Genomic DNA, 25,440 nt, shown 5'->3' on the forward strand with positions numbered 1-25,440 from the left:
TGCTACCCGAACTCACATCCCAACGATGTCCAGCAGCTTGCCGAGTTCCTCACTCGTCACCTCACGCACCTCACCCGGCGCGAGCTGGCCAAGCCGGATCGGCCCAATAGCGATCCGCGACAGGCGGTCCACCGGATGCCCCACCGCCTCCATCATGCGGCGCACCACCCGGTTCCGCCCCTCATGCAACGTCACCCTGAGCATCGAGCGCGTCTCGGTTTGCGCCACCAGCTTCACCCGGTCGGGACGTACCGGGCCGTCGTCGAGCTTGACGCCCTTCTCCAGCCGCTGAAGCGTCTTCGGTTCGACGACGCCGGCCGCTTCGACAAGATAGGTCTTCTTCACCTCGTATCGCGGGTGAGCCAACCGGTTGGCGAATTCCCCGTCGTTGGTGAGGATGATCAGCCCCTCCGTCTGCGTGTCGAGGCGCCCGACGTGGAACAGCCTGCCGCTGCGCGGCGGCACGAAGTCCGCCAGCGTGCGCCGCCCCTCCGGATCCTCCATCGTCGACACCACCCCGCGCGGCTTGTTGAGCACCAGGTAGGTGTGCTTGCGCGGCGCAGGAATGCGTGAGCCATCAACCCGAATCCTGTCTCTCTCCGGATCGACCCGCTGGCCGAGAACGGCCAGCTTGCCGTTGACTTCCACTCGGCCCTCCATGATCAGTTCCTCGCTCGCCCGCCGCGAGGCGATGCCCGCCTGCGCCAGCACCTTCTGGATGCGGATGCCTTCAGCCTCGATCACGATCATCTTCCTTCGAGAGTTGAGCCAGTTCTGCCTCCAAAGCTACGGCATCGGGCAGGAGCGGCGCCAAGTCCGGCAAATCCTGGAGCGACGCCAGGCCGAGTTTCTCCAGGAACAGCTCGGTGGTCCCGAACGTGATCGCCCCGGTCGTCGCATCGCGTCCCACCTCCCTGATCAGCCCCCGGACCACGAGTGTCCGGACCACCCCGTCAACGTTGACACCCCGCACGCCAGCGATCCGGGAGCGTGAAACCGGCTGCAGGTAGGCGATCACCGCCAGGGTCTCCAACGCTGCCTGGCTGAGCTTTGCGGACTGCTCTGCGACGAGGCAACGCGCGATGTCCTCCACCAGGTCATCCGCCGTCGCGAAACGCCAGCCTCCGGCCACGAAGACCAAACGGATTCCCCTGTCGTTCTGCGTGTAGAAGTCGGCCACCTGCTGGAAGGCGCGCTCAACAGCGGCCACCGGCTGCCCCAGGCTGCCCGCCATCTCGTCGGCCTTGAGCGGCTCCGTGGCCAACAGCGCCATGGCTTCCACGATTCTCACCAAGCTCCCGATTATTCCGCCTCCTCTGTCCCGTACTCGTCGACAACGCGCGCAGCCGCGTCGTCCCCAGCCGTCCAACGAATGATCAACTCAGTCAGTGGGCTCGTCTGTTCGAAGTCCACCTGCGCGTAACGGAACAGTTCAAGCACCGCGAGGAACCGAACCACGGTGGTGAGACGATCCGAGCCCGCAACTAGCTCTCCAAAGGAAACACGGCCCTCGGCACGCAGCCGCGAAGCCACCAGTTGCACCTGTTCGTTCAGGTTGACGCTCGCACCATGCAGGTGGGTGAGGGGGACTTGCGGCGGCTCCTTGGGCGTTAACGCAGCTGCGGCCAACTGCGCGAAGGCATGCGCGCCCAGCTGGAGTTCCACCTCTGGCAGCACGTAGCGGAACCGCTCCTCCAATCCACCGGGCCGGTAGTGCCTGCGCGCGGCTAACGCGACGACATCGGCCATCCAGGCCGCGAGCTGCTTGAAGGCCCGATACTGCAGGAGGCGGGCAAACAGCAGGTCCCGCGCTTCAAGAGCCGCCACGTCCTCAGGGTCCTCGGCCTCCGCTCCCGGCAGCAGTCGCGCGGTCTTCAGATCAAGCAATGTCGCGGCAACCACGAGAAAAGAACTGGTGAGCTCCAGGTCCCAGTCGCCGGCGCGCACGTGCGCGATGAACTCGTCGGTCACCTGGCTAAGCGCCACCTCGGTGACGTCAAGTTCTCGACGAGCTATCAGCTGCAGGAGCAGATCAAATGGGCCCTCGAAGTTGGTGAGGTGAACTGCGAAGCCGCCCACCCCATCCGGTTCACAACTCTCGGGTTTGGGCCTAACCACGCAGCTCGCGCACCAGCTCCGACCCAGCGCCCTGCGCGTGCAGGTCCCGGAGCGCCAGCGCGACGGCGGTGCGCACCAGCCGTCCTCGGTCCACCCGCACCCCGTGGCTGCGCCGCAGCAGCATGTTTGCCTCCTCTAGCGCGTTGAGTTCGTCCTCCGAGAAGTAGACGGTGATCTTGTGATCGTGCTTGACTCGCCCGGAGGCCAGGGGCGCCTGCTCCTTGGGCTGGGCCTGATCCGGGCGGGGAACCGGGCTAGGAGTGGGTGAACTCGTCGGGCGGAACAACTCGCTGGCGCCCGGCAGCGCGACACGCTTAGCCATTCTGCACCTTCAACAAAACCTCACGAGCCAGCTGTCGGTAAGCGGCCGCTCCCGGGGAGTTCGGGGCGTAGCTGGTGATGGGTTCTCCCGCGACGGTGGTCTCCGGGAACTTGACGGTGCGCTTGATCACGGTGTGGAAGACGTCCTCCTTGAATGCTTCGACGATGCGCTCCAGCACTTCCCGCGCGTGCAGCGTGCGCGAGTCGTACATCGTCCCCAGCAGACCCAGCACCTTCACATTGGGATTCAGCCGATCCTTGACCTTGCTGATGGTGTCGGTGAGCAGCGCGATGCCCCGCAGGGCGAAGAACTCCAACTCCAGCGGCATGATCACGTAGTCGCTCGCAGTGAGCGCATTGATCGTCAGCAGCCCCAGGCTCGGTGCGCAGTCGATCAGGATGTAGTCGTATCGGTCACGTAGTTTGACCAACACGCGCTGCAGGCTCTGCTCGCGAGCCACCTCGCTGACGAGCTGCACCTCAGCGGCCGACAAGTCGATGTTCGCCGGCAGAATGTCCAAGCCCGGTACCCCCGTGGGTTGTACGACCTCGTCCACAGCGTACTCCCGGGTGAGCAGTAGGTTGTAGATCGAGCGGTCGAGGGTGTGCGGGTTGATCCCGAGACCAACCGACAGCGAGCCCTGCGGATCGAAGTCCACCAGTAGGACCCGCCGCCCCGTCTCGACGAGCGCAGCCCCCAGGTTGATCGTCGTGGTGGTCTTGCCCACTCCGCCCTTCTGATTGCACAGTGCGATGATCACCGCCTGTTTCGGGCCGTGCGATGGCGGCAGAGGATCCGCCAGTTCCGGCATCGGGCGCCCGGTCGGTCCGATCTCGCCCGGAATCAGTGTGTCCTCAGCCACAGCGTCTTCCTTCCATCCAATGCTCCCCGACATCCTACTCTGCGCGAGCGCGCGGGTGTGCGCTGCGATGCACCTCGTGCAGTTGTTCGACCGTGACGAGCGTGTATATCTGTGTCGTGGCCACCGACGAGTGCCCAAGCAATTCCTGCACCACCCGCAGATCCGCACCCCCGGCCAACAAGTGCGTCGCGAAGGAGTGCCGGAGGGAGTGCGGTGAGATCTCCACCTGCAGCCCGGCCCTCGCCGCAGCGCGCTGCAGCACCGCCCAGACGCTCTGCCGGCTCAGTCTGCGGCCCAGCTGGTTGAGAAACAGCGCCCGTTCTGGGCGGGTGGCCAAGCTCGGTCTCGAACGCACCAGGTAGGCGCCCAGCGCGTCGGCCGCGTAGCTGCCGAGCGGAACCACCCGTTCCTTCCCACCCTTCCCTCTGAGCAGGATTCCGGCATCCGGGTGTTCCAGCGCCGCCTTGGCCTCCCACAGGTCGAGCGCGCACACCTCGCTGACGCGAGCCCCCGTCGCGTACAGCAACTCCAGCAAGGCCACGTCGCGCACGCCGGCCGCCGTGCTGATGTCCGGCGCGGCGATCAATCGGGCTACCTCATCCACTGTCAGCGACTTCGGCAACCGCTTGGGTAGTTTTGGCGGGGCGAGTTCAGCCGCCGGGTTCGCTGCAGCAAATCCCTCCCCGAACGCAAAGGCGTGCAGGCTGCGCACGCTCACCACCGCGCGCGCCACCGAGGCTCGGGCCAGCTGTGGGCCGAGGTGGCGCACGAACTCCGAAACATCCGTGACATTGACGTCGGCCACCCGCGTTATACCGCGTTCCCGTAAGAATCCCGTGTACCGGGCCAGGTCCCGACGGTAGGCCGCGACTGTGTTGGCCGATAGCCCTCGTTCCACCCGCACGTGGCCGAGGTACTCGGCGACCGCTTCCTCGATGCTCAGTCCCTGACCGGCCAAGGCGCCTCGGCATCACGCAGCTGGTTGACGCGGCCCGCGTTCAGGGCGCTGTCCAACGCCAGCACGCCTGCCACCAACGACGGCGACTGGCACCGGCCGTCGAGGATCGCGGCCACCAATTCGGCACGCTTCACCCGTTGAACCCGCATCTCGGCCTCCTCGCCCTCAGCCACGAATCCTGCAGGAGCCCCCGCGGCGCTGAGTCCCCTGGCCAGGAAGATTCGCAATGTCTCAGCAGAAGCTCCCGGCGTGGTGCAGACGTCGACTAGCACCTGCCAACGTTCGGCCCCAAGGCCTGCCTCCTCCGCGAGTTCGCGAGCAGCGCTCGCCTGCCAGGTCTCGCCCTCGGCATCCAGCAGTCCGGCAGGGATCTCGACCAGCTCCATCCCCACCGGGTGCCGGTACTGGCGCACCACGACGATCTCGTCTGTGCCCTCGTCCCAGGCAACGATCCCAACCGCACCCGGGTGGCTGAGGAATTGCCGCTCCATTCGCTCGCCCGCCGGGGTGAGCACGGTCTCGCTCACATAGCTTGAGACCCGGCCTTCTGCCAGCAGGCGACGTTCGACAACCTCCCAGGAAACATGCAGGTCACGCACGTGTTCGACCTCGACACCGGCACTCGACAGTTCGGCCTCTACCTCGTGGACCCGATCCGGATGCACGGCGGCCGTCAGGTCGAGCAGCACGCGCGTGTCAAACCCACTCCTTTTGGCATCCAACGCCGTCGCCCGCACGCAGTAGTCGGTGGCGATTCCGCAAACGTCCACATGCGTCACGCCCCTCTCCCGCAGATAGTCGACCAAGTACTGCTCATTACAGTTTCCCTCGAAACCCGAATAGGCGGCCGCACGAGCCCCCTTGTCGAAGACCGCTTCGAACTCAAACGTCAGGTTCGGATGCAGTTCGGCCCCCGGCGTGCCCACGACGCAGTGCGGCGGCCAGGAATCCACGTAGTCGGGCTGCTCGCTGAAATGTGCGCCGGGATCGATGTGCTGGTCCCGGGTGGCCACCACAACGTCGTAGCTGGTTCCAGCGTTCAGCATCCGGGATATCTTGGCGGCCACTGCCGCGCCACCAGCGACGGCCAAGGCTCCGCCCTCGCAGAAGTCGTTCTGGACGTCCACCACAATTAGAGCTGAGGTCATGAAGTCAACCCTACCTGTGGCAGAGTCCTACCATGACCGATCTCCCGTCCTGGGCAACCGAAATGGCCAGCCCGTTTGATCAGAAGTTGGGCTTGGAACTCGTCGAGCTGTCTCCGCAAAGAGTGGTGGGCTGGATCCCAGTAGCAGGAAACGTGCAACCCTTTGGCAGGCTGCACGGCGGCGCGTCGGCCACCCTAATCGAGACCTTGGCATCATTGGGTGCCACCGCCCACGGCAAGACGCTGGGGCTGATGGCGGTGGGACTCGACCTGCACGTCACGCACTTGGGCTCAGCAAGGAGCGGCACAGTCTACGGAACCGCGACGGCGGTGCGCCTCGGCCGGCGGGTCGCCGCCTACCGCGTGGATGTCACCGACGACGCAAGCCGGTTGATCTCGACCGGCACGCTGAACTGCATGCTCGTGCCGACAAGCTGAGGTCTCTTTCTAGGACTGTTTCTTGTGGTGAGCGATCACGCCCTCCGCCACCTCACGCATGGATTTGCGCAAATTCATAGCCGTCTTCTGAATCCAGCGGAACGCCTCCGGCTCGGTGAGTGACAGGTTCTTCTGCAGGATTCCCTTGGCCTGGTCGATGATCTTGCGGGACTCCAGCCGCTCTTCCAGTGTGGCCAGCTCCTCCTCGATGGCACGTAGCTCCTGAAAACGCCCGAGTGCCACCTCAATGGCTGGCACCACGTCCGAGGCGTCAAAGGGTTTGACCACGTAAGCCATCGCACCCGCATCCCGGGCTCTCTCCACCAGGTCTCGCTGGCTGAAGGCCGTGAGCATCACGATGGGAGCGATGCGTTCCTCCGCGATGGTCTCGGCGGCCGAGATGCCGTCCAACTTCGGCATCTTCACATCCATGATGACCAGGTCGGGTTGCAACGCGCGCGCCATCTCAATGGCCTCCTCGCCGTCCCCCGCCTGGCCGACCACCTCATAGCCTTCCTCAATGAGCAGCTCCACCAAATCCAATCGGATGAGCGCCTCGTCCTCTGCGACGAGCACCGTCGGCTTCTTAGTCGATTCAGTCATTGGTTCCTCACTTGCTCAGGCTGAGCACATTCAGCGAATAGCCTACTGCTGTCGGCGCGTCTTTGCCCACTTAGCGCAAAATCAGTCAAGTGTGGCACAATGTTTGGAGTTGCCCGGGTGGCGGAATGGTAGACGCGCTCGACTCAAAATCGAGTGGCCCGAAAGGCCGTAGGGGTTCGAGTCCCCTGCCGGGTACGATTGTGATGTCTCATGACATCGGAAACCCCTTGAACCTTCAGGGTTCGGGGGGGTTCATTGTTTGGGGTTGGTAGCGGCGGGCGGTTTCGGCTTGCGGGAGTCCCCGGATAGCCACAGCCGTGATAACGAGACGTGCTTTCAACATCCTCGAGCATCGCGCTCCAAAGGTTTCCCATGTCGTGAGACATGCGTCTCCTATGTCCTGAGCCGCGACACTCCCCCTGCCGGGTACGACAATGAAAGAGCCGCAGGTTTTCCTGCGGCTCTTTCGCCGTCGCACCTAGCTCAGTCCTTGATGCGGTGAACGCGCAAGTTGTTCGTCTTGCCGGGCACACCCATCGGCATACCGGACAGAATCACGACGCGTTCCCCCACCTCAATCAGACCGTGGGCTCGCAGGTAGGCGTCGAGGGCCTGAACCATTTCCTCCTGGGCCATGAAGTTGGGCGTCACCACGGTGTTCAAACCCCACGAGAGGGTCATCTGCTGGCGAGTGGTCTCCTCGGGGGAGAAGACCAGCATCGGGATCGGTGCCCGCAGGCGGGAGAGCCTGCGACCGGTGTCCCCCGACTTGGTGAAAGCCACCAGGTAGCGGGCGCCAACCCGCTCGGCCACCTCGACCGCGGCCTTCGCGAGGATGCCTCCCGTGGTGTGCGGATCCCAGTCGATGTGGTGGATTTCCGCGTGGCCTTCCTTCTCGGTGCTTTCGACGATGCGCGCCATCGTGGAGACGGTGAGGACCGGGAAGTCGCCAACCGAGGTCTCTCCGGAGAGCATCACCGCGTCGGCACCGTCGAGGATGGCGTTCGCCACGTCGGAGGCCTCAGCCCGGGTCGGGCGCGGGTTGGAGATCATAGAATCGAGCATCTGCGTCGCTACGATGACCGGTTTGGCCCACTTGCGGGCGGCCCGAATGATCTTCTTCTGCACCAGCGGAACGTCTTCCAGCGGCAGTTCCACGCCCAGATCGCCACGGGCCACCATGAAGGCGTCGAAGGAGTCGATGATGGCTTGCAGGTTCCGGATGGCCTGCGGCTTCTCCAGCTTGGCGATCACCGGCACGCGACGGCCGACCTCGTCCATGATCTCGTGCACGCGCTTGATGTCATCTCCCGAGCGAACGAAGGACAGCGCCATCATGTCGATGCCGTTTTCCAACGCCCAGCGCAGGTCTGCTTCGTCCTTCTCGCTCATCGCCGGAACCGAGACCGCGGCTCCCGGGATGTTGATGCCCTTGTTGTTGGACACCGGCCCGGCCACGACCACCTCGGTGACCACGTCGGTGGCATCCACTGCGGTCACCCGCAGGCCAACCTTGCCGTCGTCGATGAGGAGCATGTCGCCGGGGCGGACGTCTCCCGGCAGACCCTTGTAAGTGGTGGAGCAGCGTTCCTTGGTGCCGAGGATTTCCTCCACGGTGATGGTGAACACGTCACCACGGGCGAGGTTATGCGGGCCATCCGCGAACTTTCCGAGACGGATCTTGGGGCCCTGCAGATCGGCGAACACGCCGACGGTGGCGCCAGTGATGCGGCTAGCCTCCCGGACGTTCTTCAGTCGGGTGAGGTGCTCGTTGTAGTCGCCGTGGCTCATGTTGAGTCGGGCTACGTTCATGCCCGCCTGGATGAGCTCCACCAGACGCTCAACAGACTCGGAAGACGGGCCCAGGGTACAAACAATCTTAGCTCTACGCACAATGCCTCAGCCTACCCGAAGGGTAGAGAATACCCTCACCCGGAGTCCTTCTGTTAGCCAACTGCGAAGAAAAGTTGCTCAATCGTTTGACCGGACGACCTCCAGCGCACGCGCCAGCTCCTCCGGGTAGGGCGACTCGAACTCCACTCGCCTCCCCGTCGCTGGGTGTTCGAACCCGAGTCGCAGCGCGTGCAGCCACTGCCGGTCGAGGCCAACCAGCGCGGAGAGTTTGGGATCTGCCCCGTAGAGCGGATCCCCCACGCAGGGATGCCCGATGGCAGCCATGTGCACCCGGATCTGATGGGTCCGTCCGGTCATCAGCTTGACATCAAGGAGCGTTGCCCGTCTATGGGCCTCGATGGTGTCGTAGTGGGTCAGGCTCTCGCGCCCGCCCTCGACAACCGCCATCTTCCACTCGTGCCCGGGATGACGCCCGATAGGAGCGTCGATGGAGCCGCTGAAGGGGTCAGGATGTCCTTGGACGAGAGCATGGTAGGTCTTGTCCACCAATCGAGAACGAAACGCGTCCTTGAGGATCGAATAGGCTCGCTCGCTCTTGGCCACCACCATCACGCCCGAGGTTCCGACGTCCAGCCTGCTGACGATCCCCTGCCGCTCGGCTGCGCCGCTCGTCGCGACCTTCACACCGACATGGGCCAGGTGCTCTACCACGCTGCCGCCCTCCCAGCCCAGGCTCGGGTGAGCGGCGATGCCCGCAGGCTTATCCACCACGACGATATCCGCATCCTCGTGCAGGATGCTCAGCCCTTCAGCAACACGTGGCTTCACCGTCAAGGGGGCCGGAACCGCCTCGTCGAGAATCTCCAGCATCGCCCCCGCGGCGACCCGGGTGGCTCCCTTCAGCACCGGTTTGAAATCGAGCAGTAGCCCGCCCGCGTTCAGGATGGTCTCTATTTTCGAGCGAGAGTAGCCGCTGACTCTCGCCGCCGCGACGTCAACCCGCTCACCTGCCAACGCGTCCGGGATCAGGAAGATGCTCACCGCTACACCCCGCTCGGCCTGCGTCCGCTCCTGAACCCGAACAGGATCAGCAGGGCCGCCCCTAGTGTGATGAACACGTCCGCAACGTTGAAAATCGCGAAATAAGGCAACTGGATGAAATCAACCACATGCCCATAAAGCGCGGCAGGCGGGCGGAACAACCGGTCGTGCAGGTTGCCGGAAATCCCGGCAAGGAAAAAGCCGAGCACCACTGCTTGGCTCACTCGCCGCACCCGAGGCAGTGCGTAGCCGAGGCATCCCGCCAGCGCGACGATCGCGAAAACCGTGAAGGCCAGCGTGGCGCTCCGCCCCAAGCCGAACGCCGCCCCCGGGTTGAAGATCAGCGTGAACCGCAGCAACTCCCCCAACATTGGAACAGACTCGCCAGGTTGGAGCGACGCTAGAATGATCTCTTTGGTGAGTTGGTCCGCCGCAAACCCGAAAAGTCCGAGACCCACGGCCAACGCAATCGCTGCCCGCTTCAGCGTCGCTCCTCCCGCTGCTTGCAGCCGACACACAGAGTCGCCCGCGGGAACACCTGCAGCCTGCCCTTGCCGATCGGCTGCTCGCAAACCTCGCAGTAACCGTACTGGCCCTGGTCGAACAGGGTGAGAGCGAGCCGAAGCTGATCTGCCATCTCCTTCACGTTGTGTGCAAGAGACAGTTCCTGATCCCGCTCAAAGTTGCTGGAGCCGACGTCGGCCGGATCACGGCCCGCGCCGTCGTTACCGCCACTGAGCAGCGCAGCCAGTTCAGCCTCGGACTCTTCAATCCGCTTCTCGATGCGGGCAAGCTCCCCGACGAGTTCCTCGCGCTGCTCTCGAATCTCCTCCTCGGTCCAGGGTTCTTCGCCCTCACGGATGGGGAGAGTTTTGGCTGCCTCGTTCTTGGCCATGATGTGTCTTTCCTCATTGATTACCGTGCAGGAAGGGTACACCACTTCCGCGACAAGCGCAGGGCGGGTCGACCCCGTGCTCTGGGATCGACCCGCCCTGGCGAGTCGAATCAGCGTCGAGCCTCATGCCTTCCGACGAGAGCGTCGAGACGCGGGGTATCCGATCGCTGGGCGAGTTCCGGAACCTCCAACGGCTCCGGATGCTCATTGCTCAGCGCACCAACGAGCCGCTGCAGTGAGGCGTTCAGGTTCTCCCGATACTTCGACTCGAAGTGCCGCAGCGCACTGACCTTGCCCGAGAGAATGCCCTGCTCGCGCTCCAGTTCCGCGAAGAGTTCGTTGCGCTTAGCCTTGACCTCCGAATCCAGGCGGGCCGCACGGGACTCCGCCTCGCCCGTGAGTTGCTCAGCGTTGACCCGAGCCTCGGATTCGATCCGCTCCGCCCGGGTCCGAGCGTCAGTCTTGATCTCGGTGGCGCGCTGTTCCGCGTCCGCCAACTTACGGGAAGCTTCAATCTCAGCTTCCGAGACAAGCGTGGAAGCCTGTTCGGTAGCCATCTGCAGCAGCCGAGTAACAGCAGGCGCCGCGTCCTCTGCGGCATGCACGGTGAGCGACTGCGACGGGCTACCGAACTGGTGCGTCACCCGCTCGGTACGCATCCGTTCGAGTTCGGAGCGAGTCTGCTCCAGTTGAGCCCTCAACTGATCGCCCTGCGATTCCAACTGGCTACGCTGGTTCATCAAATCGTTGTTGGCCGCCTGCAGCCGACGGACCTCGTCGCCCGCGTCGCTCATCTGGGCCATGGTGGTCGTCGCATTGCGCGCCTCGTCGACCTCCTTCTTCAGCCGAGCGATCTCAGCGCGAAGCGACGAGACCTCCCGATCCTTGGCAGCCAACTGCTGCCTGGACTCCGCAAGCTCCGCTGAGTGGTCCTTGCCGGGGTGGGCGGCGGCGGCAGCCTCGATCTCTCGACGAAGCAGGTCGTTCGACTTCTCGAAGTGTTCGAAGCTCTCCTCCACCTTGTCGATGAAGGTGTCCACGTCGGCAACCGCGTAGCCGGTCTCGCGTGGACGTGCCATACGGAACCGGATGCGACGCACATCTTCAAGGGTGAGGCTCATATGCGCTCCAAACTCTCTAGAAATGGACTAACCAACAAGTTACCCTACAGGAAACCACTCCCTCCAAGGTACCCGCTTGGCACATCCGACGCCTAGAAGAAGATGAGGCGGACCACCACTTGCAGCAGTTGGAGAGCAAAAATGAGAACCAGCGGCGAAAAATCGAGCGCCGCCGCTCCCAACCGAACAGGAGGCACGACCCTGGAAATCAGCTTCAACGGTGGGTCGGTCAGCGTGTAGAGCACCTCGGCCAGCACGAGCAACACACCACGCGGGGTCCATCCCGGCACGACAGCTGGCACGAACGACAACACCACTCTGCCGAGCAATACCCAGAAGTAGATGTTGATGGCCCACCAAAGGATCAACCCGATCACGCTCAACTCTGCCTCAGCTCTGGTTGAAGAATCCGCCCGAGGAGATGCGCTCCCGGTCCTCCGGGCCCACCACCAATCCGTTCGGGCACAGGAGGAACACCTTGTTAGCGACTCGCTCGATGTTGCCTCGAAGGCCGAAGATTAGCCCGGCCGCGAAGTCAACAAGCCGCTTGTCATCGCCGTCTTCCATGTCGGACAGGTTCATGATTACAGGAACGCCCTGGCGGAAGTTCTCGCCAATCATGCGCGCCTCGTTGTACGACCTCGGACGCACGCTGACGATACGGCTCAAGTCGGCCACCTCGGGCTCCTTCTCCTTCGCGACAACAGTGCGCGGACGGGTGCGCGCCTCCGGGACAGCAGGCAGTTCCTCAACGACCGACTCCTCCTCAATGTAGTCGTCGCCGGTGAGCTCCTCTTCAAGCTGGCTCGGATCCCTATCGTAGCGGCCGTCGTCAACGAGACCGATCCAAGCAGCGATGTTGCGTAGGCCCACTGTCGCCTCCTGAAAAATTGCTTACTCGTAGAAGGCTAGCGCGTCATACCCGTGCTACTGGAAACGACGCGCTGTTGAGGCTACTCAAACTTGATCGAACCCTATTTCATGAAATCGGGCACGTCGAGATCGTCATCCGAAAAAGTCGGCTGCGGCCTGGGTTGCGGAGGCGGCGACATCGGCTGTTTGGGTTGAACCGGTTGCTGAGGTGCAACCATCTGAGCAGCGGAAGCCGACGGGGTTGGCCGAGTCTGCGGGGGTCGAGCAGCCGCGGGGCGCTTCACGGGCGCGGAATCAAAGCCAGCGGCGATCACGGTCACCCGAACCTCATCCCCGAGTGCATCATCAATCACCGTGCCGAAAATGATGTTGGCTTCGTCATGCGCCGCAGCCTCGATGAGCTGGGCGGCGGCCGACACCTCGAACAAGCCCAGATCCGAACCGCCCGCGATGGAAAGCAGGACCCCGTGAGCCCCATCGATGCTGGCCTCAAGCAGCGGTGAACTGATCGCCATCTCAGCCGCAGCCCGGGCCCGATCCTCACCACGCGCCGAGCCGATGCCCATCAATGCGGATCCCGCCTGGCTCATCACCGACTTGACGTCCGCGAAGTCCAGATTGATCAGCCCCGGGGTGGTGATCAGGTCCGTAATCCCCGACACGCCCTGCATGAGCACCTGGTCAGCTGACTTAAAAGCGTCCAGGATGGCAACCTGGTGGTCCGTCATCTGGAGCAGCTTATCGTTGGGGATCACGATCAGCGTGTCCACCTCGTCGCGCAGCGCCTCAATTCCCGAATCCGCCTGCATCGCCCGGCGCCGTCCCTCGAACGAGAACGGCCTGGTCACGACCCCAATGGTGAGCGCGCCCAACGAACGAGCGATCTTGGCGACGATCGGCGCGCCCCCTGTGCCAGTGCCGCCGCCCTCGCCCGCAGTGACGAAAACCATGTCGGCTCCCTTGAGCGCTTCCTCAATGTCCTCGGCATGGTCCTCCGCCGCCTGCCGCCCCTTCGCCGGGTCGGCTCCTGCGCCTAGACCGCGGGTGAGATCCCGGCCGATATCGAGCTTCACATCGGCATCGCTCATGACCAGCGCCTGGGCGTCGGTGTTCACGGCGATGAACTCCACCCCACGCAAGCCCGCCTCAATCATGCGGTTGACCGCGTTGACGCCACCGCCGCCAACGCCCACAACCTTGATCACCGCCAAGTAATTCTGGGATGCGCTTGCCATTGTCCGCCTTCCGGCCCGGGAAACCTATGGAACGAAGGCTATGGACAATCGGGCTCACAGTCCAACGAACAACGCGAAAAGAGCCAAACTGGCCTCAAGTGGTGGTTTAAGGTTTGCCGCTCATCTGCCGCGTGTCGTCGGATGAGTAGGCGCCGAAACGTCGTAAACGCTCGCGCTGACCTTGAGCAGGCCGCTCAGCACCTCCGCTTTCAGCACGCCATCGTCGGCGCTGCCCCAGATGACTCTCCGATCCCCCTGGAGCTCGAACTCAATGCGATCCACAGACCTGGCTTCCAGGAACCGCAGATCAGAACGAACCTCCTGAGGCAGCTGTCCGACAGCCCGCGCCACCTCGACCAGCAGCCGGGCGTCGCTAACATCGGTGCGTGCCTCGGGCAACAGCCCGGAGCGGGCCTGGCCCGTGCGAAATACCAGCCCCTCGGAATCAACCCAGGAATAGCTGTCGCCCACCGGAAGCTGAAAAACCGGTTCCCGTTCGGTGAGCAGGATGCGAACCGTGTTCGGGTAATCCGTGAGAACAACCACATCACGCAGATCCTGCAGCAGCTTCAGCCTCTCCTCAACGGCTCTGGTGTCGAGCAGCGCCAGCGGGGTCCCGAGCGGGACCTCGGCCTGGGCCAGGATCTCCTGCTCCTCAAGAAGAACAGCGCCCTCGACGCTCACCTGCTCCGCCGCCAGGACACTCGAAAAGAAGAACAACCAAACCACGACGGCGGCGGCTGAGACGAACCCGCCCACCGCTCCGCCCAGGATCCACCTGCGACGGCGCTTCTTGGCCCGCTCGTCGCGGAAAGTGGCGACGAACTCCTCAGGCGTCTGCACGCTGCTCCAGCAGCTTCGCCAGCAGCGGACCGACGATGGTCACGTCACCGCAGCCCAGCGTGATGATGAGATCCCCCGGTCGCGCCAACTCGTTCAGCGCGGCCGGCAGATCATACTTATCCTCGACGTAGTGCACCTCCCGCGCACCGTGCCGCTTAGCCGCATCAACCACCAGTTCGCCGGTAACTCCGGGCACCGGATCCTCCCGGGCGCCGTCCACGTCGTTCACAACGACGACATCAGCCAGCGTCAGCACCTCCCCGAACTCCTCCGTGAAGTCGAGCGTGCGCGAGTACAGATGCGGTTGGAAGCAGGCGACGAGCCGCCCCGCCAACCCGGTCGCCGCGTTCCCGGCCTCGGTGGCCCGGCGAGCGGCCGACAGCGCGGCCCGAATCTCCGTCGGGTGGTGAGCGTAGTCGTCATAGACGCGGATGCCCGCCGTATCGGTGATCAACTGGAATCTGCGCAGCGTGCCCACGAACTCCCCGAGCGCCGTCAGCAGCCGCCCGTGCTCGTGGCCCAGCGCGCGCCCAACGGCGTAGGCCGCACACGCGTTGGCTAGGTTGTGGTTGCCCGGTACCTGCAGTCGGAGGGCGCCGGACTCGTCGCCATAGCTCAGCACCGCCTCAACCCCACCCGGTGTCGGGCGCACCGCCGAGAACCGCACGGCGGCCGCCGCGCTCTCGCCATAGGTGATGACCTTCCGGTTCTCCGCGATCAGCCGCTCGGCCAGCACGCGCGCGCCCTCATCGTCGATGTTGATCACCACGGTCTCCACCTGGGGCTGCGTGGCGAATCGGTAGAAACCCTCCGCGTAGGCCTGCGGGCTACCCCAGTTCACCAGGTGGTCCGCCTCGATGTTGGTGATCACCGCCACTTTGGTGGGATACTGCAGGAAAGAGGCGTCCGACTCGTCAGCCTCGACCACGAAGGCCCGACCCTCGCCGATCGCCGAACTAACGCCCGTCGTCGAGAGCGCACCGCCGATCACATAGCTGGGGTCCAGCCCCGCCGCCCCCAGCATCACCGCAGTCATCGCCGTGGTGGTGGTCTTGCCGTGCGTGCCGGCTACGGCCACACCGTCGCGGCCCAGCATCAGAGCGGCGAGCGCAGCCGACCGGTGCCAGACCCGTAGCCCGCGCCTGCGCGCCTCGGCCAACTCGACGTTCGTCTCCCGCACCGCCGACGAAATCACCACCGTCTCCACGTCATCGGCCAGCTGATCCGCATTGTGGCCGACATAGACCCTGACCCCGGCCTCCGCCAGCGAACGCAACGCGCGTGAATCGCTCTGATCCGACCCGCTGGTGCGCACTCCGAGCTGGGCGTACAGTCGCGCAACACCGCTCATCCCAGAACCACCCGCAGCAATAAAGTGCACTGGGCCTACCTCGACGGCGGGCGCAACCTCGATCGGAGTTAGCAACATCGGTGTTCATCCTTTCCTGGCGATATCGTAAACAGCGCGCGCCAGAACCTCGGCCGCGTCGCTGGGGTAAAAGTCACGCGCGATCTGCGCCATCTCACCCAACCGATCCCCCTCGAACAACTCCAGGACCTGAGCACCCAGCGTCCCCTCGTCCAGCCTGTTCTCTTCCAGCAGCACGCCACCGCCTGCGGCGACCAACGCTGCCGCGTTCCTGCCCTGCTCCCCATTACCCCACGGAAGCGGGATGAAGATCACGGGCAGGCCACTGACCGCCGTCTCCATAACCGTGCCCGCGCCCGCACGCCCCACCATCAGGTCGGCAGCCTGGTACGCACGCGACATGTCATCCACGTAGGCCACCGGAACGTAAGCCACACCGCCCCGAGTGACCACCGGATCATCGGCATAGTTCTTCGGTCCGAGCACATGCAAAATCTGGATTCCTGCGTCGAGCAACGCGTCACGAGCACCAATCACCGCGCGGTTCACCGCCAATGCTCCCTGCGACCCGCCGCTGACGAGCAGCGTCCTGCGCCGCGGATCCAGCCCGAAGCTCTCCCGTGCCTCCTCCGGGGTATGACTGGGCCTCGTGATACTGCGGTTCATGGGCATCCCGATCACCTGCGGGTTGCCTCGCATCGGGGTGTCGAACGTCGTCGCCACATATCGCGCGAACCGCGCCCCGATCTTGTTCGCGATCCCCGGGATGTTGTTGGCCTCGTGCACAACCACCGGCACCTTCGCCGCCCGGGCCGCCAGGTAAACCGGGATCGACACATATCCGCCGAAACCCACCACGACATCGGCGTTATAGCGCCGCAGTATGCGCAGCGACTGCCGAACTGCTCTGCTGAGGCGAACCGGCAGTCTCGCCAGATCCAGGTTGACGGTTCGGGGCAGCGGAACCGGTTCGATCAGTTCCAGCTTCAATCCTGCCTTGGGAATCACCTCGGTTTCGAGGCCCTTAGCGGTGCCCACCGCCACGAGACGCTGCACGCCGAGTTCCTCCAACACCTGAGCCGTAGCGATCAGCGGTGATGTGTGGCCAGCCGTGCCACCGCCCGCGAGAACCACGCTCGTCATGAGTCTCCTTTCGTCGCGGCCATCACACTCGTCATGCGACGACGCAGCGTCCGCTTCGCCCTGCGCTTCGCCTCCAGGTGCTTGCGCATATCCGGTGTATTTCTAGCACAGGAAATCAGCACACCGACCGCCATCATGCTGGCCAACAGCGACGACCCGCCGTACGACATGAACGGCAGCGGAACTCCGAGCACCGGCAGCAGGTTCATCACCACGAAAATATTCACCGCCGCCTGCACGATCATCCAACCGGTGATGCTTGCAGCAGTTATCTGGCAGAAAAGCGAGTCCGAACGCATCGCGATCAGCATCCCGGCGAAACCGAAGACGGCGAAAGCCAACAGCACCGCCAGCGAGCCGAACAACCCCAGTTCCTCCCCGATCACCGCGAAGATGTAGTCCGTGTGTGGCCCGGTCTGCAACCCACCCCATTTCTGTCGGCTCGCGCCCAAACCGACGCCCCACACGCCCCCGGAAGACAGCGCGTAGAGCGCCGACATGGGCTGCGAGGCCAAATCGGGGTTGCTGTCGGGGTTGAGGAAGATCGCGATCCGGGCAGATCGGTTGTCCGAGCCGAAGACCAGCAACGCCATCAACCCCAGCCCCAACGCGGCCGCCGGAGCGAGGATGCGCATCGGCGTGCCGATGAACCACATGATCAGCCCGGCGATGGTCGCCATGATCAGCCCGGTGCCCACGTCGCGCCCGGCCAGGATCAGAAAGAAGAGGATGAGCGCCATCGGGGCGAGCGGGATCAACAACGCCCAAGGCTTGTTGAGCGTGCGACTGCGTCTGTGCAGGAGCGCGGCCGCGAACACGATCAACCCAAGCTTCGCGAACTCCGAAGGCTGAATGCTGATCGGCCCGAAGGTGAGCCAGTTGCGGTTGCCGAACCGGTCGTCTCCCACCACAAGTACCGCTGTCAACAGCACAGCCGACAGTACCCAGGCCGCCCAGCCCAGCTTCACGTAGGTCTCCGCGCTCAACCTGGCCAACACCCAGGCCGCCAACAGCGCGACCGCCAGAATCAGGGCCTGCCGCACGACGAAGTAGTACGGGCTCAGCTTCCAGTATTCGGCCACCACCGAGGACGAGGACAACACCATCAGCGTCCCGAGGGAGACCAGGAAAGCCACACTCGCGATCACCAGATAGAGCGGCGTCGTCGGCGCCGCGATCAGCGCGCGGAACTGGCTGCGGTTGGAAGCGTGCACCGGGGAAGCCTGCTTAGCCATTTCCAACCGTCCTAACCTTGATCCAGGTAGCCTTTCACCGACTGGGCGAAGGCGTCTCCCCTGGCCGCGTAACCCGTGAACATGTCCAGTGAGGCACCTCCCGGGGACAGCAGCACCACGTCGCCGGAGCGGGCCAACGACCCGGCCAGGCTTACCGCCTCGTCCATCACCCCAGTGTCAGCCGAATCCAGCACATGAACCGGCACCTCAGGCGCGTGTCGTCGAAGTGCTTCAGCTATCACCGCCCGATCCACGCCAAAGAGCACCGCAGCCCTCAGCCGGGCCGCGTGCTTGGCCACCAGGTCATCAAAGCTCGTACCCTTGGTTTGCCCACCGGCAAGCCAGACGATCGATTCGAAGGCCCGCAGGGCCGAATCCGCCGCGTGCGGGTTGGTGGCCTTGGAATCGTCCACCCAGGTGATTCCCTCGGCCTCGGCCACCAGTTGAATCCGGTGTCCGGCCAGCTCCAACTGCTGCAGCCCCTGGGCGACAGACTGCGGCCTCACACCCAAGCTACGCGCCAAAGCTGCGGCGGCGAGCGCATTAGCCACGTTGTGCGGAGCGAAGGGTTGCACGTCGCTCACCTTCGCCAATTCGAGCGCGGACGTGGCACGCTGCTGAACGAAGGCTCGATCCACCAGCAGATCGTCCACGACCCCCATCATCGAACGCGCGGGCACGCCAAGCGTGAAGCCGATGGCGCGCGCCCCTTCGGCGACGTTCGCCTCCTCCACCAGCCGCTCCGTGGCCGGTTCGTCGGCGTTGTAGACGCAGGAGTGAGTCACTCGTTCGTAGACGCGCGCCTTGTCCGCCCGATAACGCTCGAAACCGTCCGGCCCGTCGTACCACTCTAGATGGTCCTCGTGCAGGTTGAGCACCGCCGCGGAGTGCAGGGCCACAGAGTTGACATAGTGCAGCTGGAAGCTGGACAGTTCCACGACGAACACGTCGTAGTCCTCCTCGTCAAGGATGGCCTCGACGATGGGGCGGCCTATGTTGCCCACTTCCGCCACGCGGTAACCGTCGGCGCGCAGGATCGCAGTCAGCATCTGCGTGGTGGTGGTTTTCCCGTTCGTCCCGGTGACGCCCAGCCACGGGCGAGCGCGGTCGGGTTGCATCATGCGCCAGGCGAGCTCAACCTCGCCCCAGACGGGGATTTCGACGTCGCCGGCGGCCGCGAGCAGCGGGGCATCGGGACGCCAGCCGGGAGACGTAACGACGAGGTCCGTGCCCTCGGGCAGCCTGCCCGTCGCGCCCGGCCCCGTCACGACGGTGGCCCCCAGCTGTCTGAGCAATTCGGCCTTGTCCTCGTGCGCCGTCGAGTCGTCGAGCACCGTGACCCGAGCACCCAACTCCAGTAGGCCGTCCGCCGCAGCAAAGCCGGATACTCCGAGCCCGGCCACGACCACGCGGACCGAACTCCAATCGGACAGCCGGTTCAACGAGTCAACGTTCATTGGCTTACCACCCACTCCGCGTAGAAAACGCCGATGCCGAGCGCGACGAAAAGACCGCAGATGATCCAGAATCGGATCACGACGGTCACCTCGTCCCAGCCCTTGAGTTCAAAGTGGTGATGGATGGGCGACATCTTGAAGATTCGCTTTCCCTTGGTGAGTTTGAAATACCCGACCTGGAGCATCACCGATCCCGCCTCCATCACGAACAAAGCGCCCAGCACTACCGCCAGCAACTCGGTGTGCGTCATGATCGACAGCCCAGCCAGCGAAGCCCCGATGGCCATCGACCCGGTGTCACCCATGAAGATCTTGGCCGGCTTAGCATTCCACCAGAGGAAACCGAAACAGGCCGCCGCCAGCGCGATGGCCACCACCCCGAGGTCGTACGGATCCCGAACCAGGTAGCAGCGCGGGCCCGCCGTGGACGCTCGACCACACCACTGGTTGAACTGCCAGATGGAAATCAAGGTATAAGCCGCGAACACGAGAGTCGCACACCCGGCGAGCAGACCGTCGAGCCCATCGGTCAGGTTCGTGGCGTTGGACCAGGCCGAGATGACGAACGCAAAGAAAAGAATCGCCACGACGGATGGCAGCACCAACCAGCTCAGATCCCGGAGAAAAGAAATGGCGGCGGAGCCGGGCGTCACGCCACGCGAGTTCGGGAAGTTGAGCACAGCCCAGCCGAAACCCAAACCCACGATCCCCTGGCCGATGAGCTTGCCCCGCGCGGTCAGGCCGAGGCTGCGCTCGTTCGAGATCTTCGACCAGTCATCCAGGAAGCCAAGCAGGCCCATGGCGCTCATCAGGCCGAGGAGCAGCAGCGCCGACAGGGTCGGTGGGTTCCACAGGATGAGGTGGCTGACGAAATAGGCCAGGAGCACGGCGGCGACGATCACTAGCCCGCCCATCGTCGGGGTTCCCCGCTTCACCTGGTGCGAGTCGGGACCGTCCTCGCGAATAAACTGGCCGTACTTCTTTCGAACCAGAAAACGAATCAGCAACGGAGTGCCGCCGAGAGTAAAGACGAGCGATAGGCCCGCAGCTAGCAAGATGTTGATCACTGTTTTTCCTCCAGCGACTGCGCCACGAGTTCCAAGCCCACTCCACGCGAGCCTTTGACCAGCACCACATCGCCAACAGTCAGCCTAAGGGATTCCGCCACTTCTTCGCGCATGGCCACCCGGACGCACGGCACATTGGCCGCGCCACGCGCCACATCCCTGGCGTGCTCGCCGACTGCGATTAGCTCCGAAACCCCACACTCGTGCGCCAACCGTCCGACGGCCTCGTGCGCCTGAACCGCATCCTCGCCAAGCTCCAGCATGTCGCCCAGAACCGCGATCAGTCGAGCTGCGGGGTACCGCTCGCGCGAACGCCCGATCAGCTCGGCTGCGGTGTGCAACGCAGCAGCCATCGAGTCCGGGTTGGCGTTGTAGGCGTCGTTGACGACGATCGCTCCCCCGATGCCGCGAGACACCGCCATCCGCCACGGTGAACGCGGGCCTGCCTCGCGTAGCGCGGCTGCCACGGCGTCGAGGCTGAGGCCGCTGATAAGCCCGACCGCGGCGGCCAACAGCGCGTTCGACACCTGGTGGCGGCCCACCACCTGCAGATCCACGTTAACCGCCGAGGTGCCCGTATCGTCGGTAACCTCAAGTACGAAGTTCGGGCGCGACAGCTCGTCCACCCGAACCTCGCGGGCCCGCACCTGCAACTCGCCGGCGGGCAGCTCCCCGAGCCCCACCCAGGCCAGCCGTGCCTTCGTGGCGTCGGCCATCGCCGCCACCCGCGGGTCGTCGCCGTTTAGCACCGCCCAGCCGTCCGCCCCCAGGTCCTCGACGATCTCGGTCTTGGCCTTCTGCGTCACCTCGATCCCGCCAAACTCGCCGGCGTGGGCCTGCCCGACGTTCACCACCACCGCGATGTCCAGCGGCACCAGCGAGGTCAGCCACTTGATGTGGCCCAGGCCACGAGCGCCCAGCTCGCTCACCAGGAACGCCGTCTCGTCATCAATGCGACACGCGGTCAACGGCACGCCGATCTCATTGTTCTGGCTGCCGACAGGCGAAACCGTCGGTCCACGACGCTCCAGCACCTGGGCAATCAAATCCTTAGTGGAGGTCTTTCCCGACGATCCGGTCACCCCGACGCTAACCATCCCCGCGGCACGCGCCTCACGCACCAGGCCGCGCGCCAGCCAGCTGAGAGTCTGCACGGAGTTCTCGCCAAGCAAATGCGGTATCGACGCGTCGGTGACGTAGCTACCCATCACTACCGCGGCCCCCGCACTCTCCGCAGCGACAGCGAAGGCGTGGCCGTCGACCCGCTCGCCCGGGATGGCCACGAATATGGCTCCCTCGGTGACGGCACGGCTGTCCGTCACCACATCGGGCCCAACCACGCAGTCCTCGCCGTAGACCTCGACCGCTGCGGGCTGCATCAACTCCACCAGCTCCACCAGGTTCCGCTGCTTCATGCCCTACCTCGCATTCTCTCCCAAGCGGATCGCGCGACCAGCGCGTCCGAGAAATCCACCACCCGGTCCGCGAGGATTTGTCCCCGCTCATGCCCCTTGCCGAGGATCGCCACGACCCCGCTGGCCGGCGTGGAGCGGATGGCATGTTCGATCGCCTCCTGCCTATCCCCGATCTCCACGACCCGCGATCCGGCTACCGCGCGGGCTCCGGTCAGCATCGCTGCGCGAATTTCGGCCGGCGGTTCGCTGCGTGGGTTGTCGTCGGTGACGATCAGCGAAGAGCTCAGTTCCGCCGCAACCCGGCCCATGGCCGGGCGCTTCCGCGCGTCCCGGTCGCCGCCACAGCCTAGAACGGTCGTGACTGGCCCCAGCTGACCCAGGGTCTCCAGCGTGGCCGCCACCGCCTGCGGGGTGTGCGCGAAGTCGACGATGATCAAAGGCGCCTCGTCGTCGAAGACGACGCGCTGCATCCGCCCCGGTACTTGGGCTCGCGCCAAGCCCGCCAGCGCGACCGAGGTGGAGATCCCCGCCGATTCCAGCATCGCGAGGGCCACCGCCGCATCAATCATGTTGAACTGCCCCGGCAAGGCCACCCGAAGCTCCAACCGCTCCCCACCTCGCGTCACGCTCGCAACCCCGCCGAGCCTGCCCTGCGGCCGATAGCCGCCAAGCACATAGTCCGCATCCTCGAAACCGACCGTCACCAAGTCGGCCTGCCGCACGGCACGCACGTCCTCCGCGATGAGCGAGCCATGCTCGTCGAGCCAGATCACGCACCGCCGGGAGAGCTCAGGATCAAATAACCTCCTCTTAGCCCGGAAGTAAGCCTCTGGCGTACCGTGGAAGTCCAGGTGATCGTGCCCCAGGTTCAAGAATCCTGCGATGTCGAACCTGAGCCCTCCCACCCGATGCAGTTCCAGCGCGTGCGAGGAAACTTCCAGAGCGACGGAATCTGCACCGGCGGCCAGGAAGTGAGCCAGGAGCGCCTGAAGATCTGGCGCCTCCGGGGTGGTCACCGTGCTGCGCTCGGTCTCCAAGCTCTCCCCCGCCAGCAGGAAACCTAGCGTGCCGACAGTAGCGGGCATCCGTCCCGCCGCTTCCAGGCCCGCGGCCAACAGCTGCACAGTGGTGGTCTTGCCGTTGGTACCCGTCACGCCCAAGGTGAGCAGATCGTCGGCGGGCCGTCCGAACACGCCAGCCGCGATGACCCCGAGCCCAGCGCGGACATCGGGCAACACCACCACCGGGACGGCCACATCATCAACGATCCGCGCGCCCTCCTCGTCGGTCACCACCGCGGCCGCCCCCGCGGCGATCGCCTGACCGGCGTAGGAGGCGCCGTGCGCCCGGCTCCCCGGCAGGGCGGCGTAGATCCACCCGGGCTGAACGCTGCGGGAGTCGAGGGAGATGCCGGAGATCAGCGGGTTCGCGCTGGCCGAGGGAACCAGACTCTGCAGTGGCACCGGTGCCCGGCCGGCGGGAGGTAGAGCATTCATCACTCGAAGACTAGAGGATCGCTGGGGGCAGCCGTCGACGAGGGCAGCACGTTGTATCGGGGCAGCGCGACCTGCAGGATCTGGTTCACGACGGGAAGAGCCAGCCGACTGCCCAGGTTGCCGTTGCTCGGCTGGTCCAGGACCACGTACACCAGCAGCTGCGGGTCCTCTGCGGGCGCCACCGCCACGTACGAAGAGGTGAAGCCGTTGTAACACTTGCACCTTTCGTCGAACCGCTGGGCGGTGCCCGACTTGCCCGCAGTGCGATATCCGGGGATGGCCCGGTTCTCCGGGTCGAGCATCGTGACCGCCTCCATCATCTCGACGGTCATCTTGGATGCCTCCTCGGAGATGACCCGCCGCGAGGGCGCGGGCGGCAACTCGACCTCGCTGCCGTCGGCCGCTGTCGCGGACTTGATCATGCGCGGCGCGTGGTACATGCCGCCGTTGACCACAGCGGAGATCGCGCTGGCCATCTGCAAGGCGTTCACGCTGAGCCCCTGTCCGAAGGAGATTTGATCGCGGGTGTAGTCGGGCATGTCCTTGCCCGGCAACCGCCCCGCCGCCTCCCCGGGAAGCTCGACGCCGGTCCGGCTGCCCAGACCGAATGCGGCGTAGTAATCCGAGAGCTTGGCTTTGTCTGCTTGCCGCGCGAGCATGATTGTGCCGATGTTCGACGACTGGGCCACGACGCCGCGAGCGGTGAGTTTCAGGGTGCCGTGCTCGAAGGAGTCACGCACGTAACCCGCACCGGATCGGATACGGGCGGGAACCTGAACCCGCGTATCTGGCGTCACGAGCCCCTGGTCGGCCAGCGCCGCCATCGTGAGCACCTTCTGGGTGGACCCCGGCTCGTAGGCCTGGGCCACCGCCCGGTTTCCCAGATCGGCGAAGTCTGCTTCAGCCGGGTTGGACGAATCGAAGCTCGGCAGTACCGACATCGCCAGCACCTCAGCCGTGTTCACGTCCATGACTATGGCCGTGCCGGTCTTGGCCCCGGAGTTTTTCAGGCCCTCAGCCAAGAACTGATCCGTCACCCAGGACAGGTCGGAGTCGATGGTCAGCTGGTAGTCCGTTCCGTCGACCGCTGGAATCGCGACGTTGGTACCCAACGGGATGCGACCGAAGCGCAGCCTGTCGAAGGTCACCTGCCCCGGCTCCCCCTTGAGCTGGCTGTCCAGCGCGAACTCAAGTCCGCTGGCACCGTTGCCGTCTCCGTTCACGAATCCCACGACGTTGGAACCGGTATAGCGGTTGGGGTAGAGCCGAACCGGGTCGGGCTCGCCGTAGACGCCAAACAGCCTGCGGGACTTGTCGCCGTCCTTGATACCGACGCGCAGGTCAGCCATGAGCGCGTTAAAGACGTGCGCCGAGATGCGTCGCGCCACTATCTCGTAGCGGGAGAACTGGTCGGTGTTGGGCTTCTTGCGGTTGAACACCTCTAGGTACTCGCCGCGTCGACCCCCGATATGTTTCACCAGAATATCCGCGACGAGGCCCGGCGCTACCTCCGCATCCGCCCGCTCACGCTCGGTCATTTCTCGGTTCCGCGGCGCGCCGTTCATGTGGATCATCTCGGCGTCCACGACGATCCGGAACCCGGGTTCGGTCATGGCCAGTGTGACGTCGTTGCGGTCTCGGATATCACCGCGCATCGCGGGCACCGAGCGGGTCTGCTGCATCTTCTTGATGGCCTCGTCCGCGAACGATTTGGGATCTATGGCCTGCAACTGAACCGCCCGAATCATGCTCGCCGCCAGCAGCAAAACGAGAGAGACCGCGAATAGCCGCAGCCTGCGGTTCCGGTTGCCCAGCCGCAGGGTGACCGTGCCGCGGTAACGACGCCCGGCGCTCGCCGAAAGCTTCTTCGACGAGGAGCGCGGGCGCCTACCGTTTTGAGAGCGGGGTTGGTTCTCCCTCACCGGCGATTTGCGAGACTTGATCATCT

At 64.7% G+C, this 25,440-nt stretch carries 26 protein-coding genes, 1 tRNA gene and 1 pseudogene; 2 read left to right on the plus strand and 26 right to left on the minus strand.

The features are described 5' to 3' along the window. Window positions 1-12 precede the first annotated feature (12 nt). The 8 genes and pseudogenes from EII42_RS02755 to EII42_RS02790 form a co-directional block, all read right to left on the minus strand. Complete coding sequence (locus EII42_RS02755) at window positions 13-744, minus strand: pseudouridine synthase (RefSeq protein ID WP_125170584.1); 732 nt, start codon at window positions 742-744, stop codon at window positions 13-15. Next, entirely contained in the window at window positions 731-1,291 is a 561-nt protein-coding gene (scpB, locus tag EII42_RS02760) for an SMC-Scp complex subunit ScpB (RefSeq protein ID WP_233558253.1), read from the minus strand. Before scpB ends, EII42_RS02755 begins: the two co-directional genes overlap by 14 nt. A gap of 11 nt (window positions 1,292-1,302) precedes the next feature. After that, a complete protein-coding gene (locus EII42_RS02765; protein WP_125170585.1) occupies window positions 1,303-2,118 on the minus strand; it encodes a ScpA family protein in 816 nt (271 codons plus the stop codon). Continuing rightward, window positions 2,111-2,440, minus strand: a complete 330-nt coding sequence (locus EII42_RS02770; protein ID WP_125170586.1) for a hypothetical protein — start codon at window positions 2,438-2,440, stop codon at window positions 2,111-2,113. The genes EII42_RS02765 and EII42_RS02770 overlap by 8 nt, the downstream gene beginning before the upstream one ends. Then, window positions 2,433-3,335, minus strand: a complete 903-nt coding sequence (locus EII42_RS02775; RefSeq protein ID WP_125170587.1) for a ParA family protein — start codon at window positions 3,333-3,335, stop codon at window positions 2,433-2,435. The genes EII42_RS02770 and EII42_RS02775 overlap by 8 nt, the downstream gene beginning before the upstream one ends. 1 nt (window position 3,336) lies before the next feature. Further along, window positions 3,337-4,260 carry a site-specific tyrosine recombinase XerD gene (gene xerD, locus EII42_RS02780; RefSeq protein ID WP_125170588.1) on the minus strand — a complete coding sequence of 308 codons (924 nt, stop codon included), beginning with the start codon at window positions 4,258-4,260 and terminating at the stop codon, window positions 3,337-3,339. Then, the gene (locus tag EII42_RS02785; RefSeq protein WP_370318088.1) at window positions 4,242-4,859 is read right to left on the minus strand and encodes an NUDIX domain-containing protein; all 618 of its coding nucleotides are present in this window, start codon (window positions 4,857-4,859) and stop codon (window positions 4,242-4,244) included. The genes xerD and EII42_RS02785 overlap by 19 nt, the downstream gene beginning before the upstream one ends. 18 nt (window positions 4,860-4,877) lie before the next feature. Next, window positions 4,878-5,408, minus strand: a pseudogene (locus tag EII42_RS02790) (isochorismatase family protein); the annotation flags it as partial. 32 nt (window positions 5,409-5,440) lie between these two features. On the opposite strand from EII42_RS02790, the gene EII42_RS02795 reads away from it, so the two are divergent. Continuing rightward, complete coding sequence (locus EII42_RS02795; protein ID WP_199729779.1) at window positions 5,441-5,845, plus strand: PaaI family thioesterase; 405 nt, start codon at window positions 5,441-5,443, stop codon at window positions 5,843-5,845. A 9-nt stretch (window positions 5,846-5,854) separates the two neighbouring features. Here EII42_RS02795 and EII42_RS02800 read toward each other — a convergent pair whose 3' ends face one another. Beyond that, a complete protein-coding gene (locus EII42_RS02800) occupies window positions 5,855-6,448 on the minus strand; it encodes an ANTAR domain-containing response regulator (protein WP_125170589.1) in 594 nt (197 codons plus the stop codon). 111 nt (window positions 6,449-6,559) lie between these two features. Between EII42_RS02800 and EII42_RS02805 the strand changes: the two genes are divergently transcribed. Next, window positions 6,560-6,643, plus strand: a tRNA-Leu gene (locus EII42_RS02805). Window positions 6,644-6,931: 288 nt separating this feature from the next. Here the strand turns inward: EII42_RS02805 and pyk are convergent. The 17 genes from pyk to EII42_RS02890 form a co-directional block, all read right to left on the minus strand. Then, window positions 6,932-8,341 (minus strand): pyruvate kinase, encoded by a 1,410-nt coding sequence (pyk, locus tag EII42_RS02810; protein ID WP_125170590.1) that lies wholly within the window; start codon window positions 8,339-8,341, stop codon window positions 6,932-6,934. Between the two features lie 78 nt (window positions 8,342-8,419). Further along, complete coding sequence (locus tag EII42_RS02815; protein WP_125170591.1) at window positions 8,420-9,343, minus strand: RluA family pseudouridine synthase; 924 nt, start codon at window positions 9,341-9,343, stop codon at window positions 8,420-8,422. A gap of 2 nt (window positions 9,344-9,345) precedes the next feature. Next, window positions 9,346-9,861 (minus strand): signal peptidase II, encoded by a 516-nt coding sequence (lspA, locus tag EII42_RS02820; RefSeq protein WP_370318084.1) that lies wholly within the window; start codon window positions 9,859-9,861, stop codon window positions 9,346-9,348. Beyond that, the gene (locus EII42_RS02825) at window positions 9,825-10,238 is read right to left on the minus strand and encodes a TraR/DksA C4-type zinc finger protein (RefSeq protein WP_125170593.1); all 414 of its coding nucleotides are present in this window, start codon (window positions 10,236-10,238) and stop codon (window positions 9,825-9,827) included. The genes lspA and EII42_RS02825 overlap by 37 nt, the downstream gene beginning before the upstream one ends. Window positions 10,239-10,348: 110 nt before the next feature. Then, the gene (locus EII42_RS02830; protein ID WP_125170594.1) at window positions 10,349-11,359 is read right to left on the minus strand and encodes a DivIVA domain-containing protein; all 1,011 of its coding nucleotides are present in this window, start codon (window positions 11,357-11,359) and stop codon (window positions 10,349-10,351) included. 92 nt (window positions 11,360-11,451) lie between these two features. Continuing rightward, complete coding sequence (locus tag EII42_RS02835; protein WP_199729780.1) at window positions 11,452-11,736, minus strand: YggT family protein; 285 nt, start codon at window positions 11,734-11,736, stop codon at window positions 11,452-11,454. 13 nt (window positions 11,737-11,749) lie between these two features. After that, complete coding sequence (locus EII42_RS02840) at window positions 11,750-12,232, minus strand: cell division protein SepF (RefSeq protein WP_370318085.1); 483 nt, start codon at window positions 12,230-12,232, stop codon at window positions 11,750-11,752. A gap of 101 nt (window positions 12,233-12,333) precedes the next feature. Continuing rightward, window positions 12,334-13,467 carry a cell division protein FtsZ gene (gene ftsZ, locus EII42_RS02845; RefSeq protein WP_125170597.1) on the minus strand — a complete coding sequence of 378 codons (1,134 nt, stop codon included), beginning with the start codon at window positions 13,465-13,467 and terminating at the stop codon, window positions 12,334-12,336. Between the two features lie 120 nt (window positions 13,468-13,587). After that, window positions 13,588-14,310: a cell division protein FtsQ/DivIB gene (locus tag EII42_RS02850; protein WP_125170598.1), complete on the minus strand. Its 723-nt coding sequence runs from the start codon at window positions 14,308-14,310 to the stop codon at window positions 13,588-13,590. Next, the gene (murC, locus tag EII42_RS02855; protein WP_125170599.1) at window positions 14,297-15,739 is read right to left on the minus strand and encodes a UDP-N-acetylmuramate--L-alanine ligase; all 1,443 of its coding nucleotides are present in this window, start codon (window positions 15,737-15,739) and stop codon (window positions 14,297-14,299) included. The genes EII42_RS02850 and murC overlap by 14 nt, the downstream gene beginning before the upstream one ends. A 6-nt stretch (window positions 15,740-15,745) precedes the next feature. Further along, a complete protein-coding gene (gene murG, locus EII42_RS02860; protein ID WP_125170600.1) occupies window positions 15,746-16,822 on the minus strand; it encodes an undecaprenyldiphospho-muramoylpentapeptide beta-N-acetylglucosaminyltransferase in 1,077 nt (358 codons plus the stop codon). Beyond that, on the minus strand, window positions 16,819-18,057 hold the full coding sequence (locus EII42_RS02865) for an FtsW/RodA/SpoVE family cell cycle protein (RefSeq protein WP_125170601.1): 1,239 nt from the start codon (window positions 18,055-18,057) through the stop codon (window positions 16,819-16,821). Before EII42_RS02865 ends, murG begins: the two co-directional genes overlap by 4 nt. Before the next feature lie 11 nt (window positions 18,058-18,068). Further along, entirely contained in the window at window positions 18,069-19,529 is a 1,461-nt protein-coding gene (murD, locus tag EII42_RS02870; protein ID WP_370318086.1) for a UDP-N-acetylmuramoyl-L-alanine--D-glutamate ligase, read from the minus strand. Further along, entirely contained in the window at window positions 19,511-20,581 is a 1,071-nt protein-coding gene (mraY, locus tag EII42_RS02875) for a phospho-N-acetylmuramoyl-pentapeptide-transferase (protein WP_125170603.1), read from the minus strand. Before mraY ends, murD begins: the two co-directional genes overlap by 19 nt. Next, the gene (gene murF, locus EII42_RS02880) at window positions 20,578-21,996 is read right to left on the minus strand and encodes a UDP-N-acetylmuramoyl-tripeptide--D-alanyl-D-alanine ligase (protein ID WP_125170604.1); all 1,419 of its coding nucleotides are present in this window, start codon (window positions 21,994-21,996) and stop codon (window positions 20,578-20,580) included. Before murF ends, mraY begins: the two co-directional genes overlap by 4 nt. Further along, window positions 21,993-23,492, minus strand: coding sequence for a UDP-N-acetylmuramoyl-L-alanyl-D-glutamate--2,6-diaminopimelate ligase (locus EII42_RS02885; RefSeq protein ID WP_125170605.1), 1,500 nt, complete (start codon window positions 23,490-23,492; stop codon window positions 21,993-21,995). Before EII42_RS02885 ends, murF begins: the two co-directional genes overlap by 4 nt. Next, entirely contained in the window at window positions 23,492-25,438 is a 1,947-nt protein-coding gene (locus tag EII42_RS02890; RefSeq protein WP_125170606.1) for a penicillin-binding protein 2, read from the minus strand. The genes EII42_RS02885 and EII42_RS02890 overlap by 1 nt, the downstream gene beginning before the upstream one ends. Between the last annotated feature and the right edge of the window lie 2 nt (window positions 25,439-25,440).

It is taken from the genome of Tessaracoccus sp. OH4464_COT-324 (assembly GCF_003932855.1).
Classification (GTDB): Bacteria; Actinomycetota; Actinomycetes; order Propionibacteriales; family Propionibacteriaceae; genus Arachnia.